Consider the following 286-nt stretch of genomic DNA (forward strand, 5'->3'; position numbering starts at 1 on the left):
GCTCGATCAACGAAGCTGTTGGACAACACCCGGAAATGTCGATATTTTACGCCCCCAATCGGATAGTGACCATGCACGAAGACGAGGGCAGCACTCCTGACACGTTGCAAGCCATGCTTGACGTGATTGCCAGGAGCGAGCCCTCGGTCGAGAACGGGCAAGTCGATTTCGGCCGGTTGAAAGCCGATGCGGTCCGGGCAGCCGGGGTGCTGATCGAATTTTACGGCGATGCGGCGCTTGAGCGCGCCAGGCTCATCGAGCACCGATCGCCCCAATCGCATTTCGC

Annotated in this window: 1 protein-coding gene; it reads left to right on the plus strand. The window is 59.4% G+C overall.

Features of this window, described 5'->3' with window-relative positions; translation table 11 throughout:
* Nucleotides 1-71: 71 nt before the first annotated feature.
* The coding region (locus EN859_RS37415; protein ID WP_135913761.1) for a hypothetical protein at nt 72-286 on the plus strand (215 nt) is incomplete at its 3' end.

The sequence above is a fragment of the Mesorhizobium sp. M00.F.Ca.ET.216.01.1.1 genome (genome assembly GCF_004010325.2).
Taxonomy (GTDB): domain Bacteria; phylum Pseudomonadota; class Alphaproteobacteria; order Rhizobiales; family Rhizobiaceae; genus Mesorhizobium.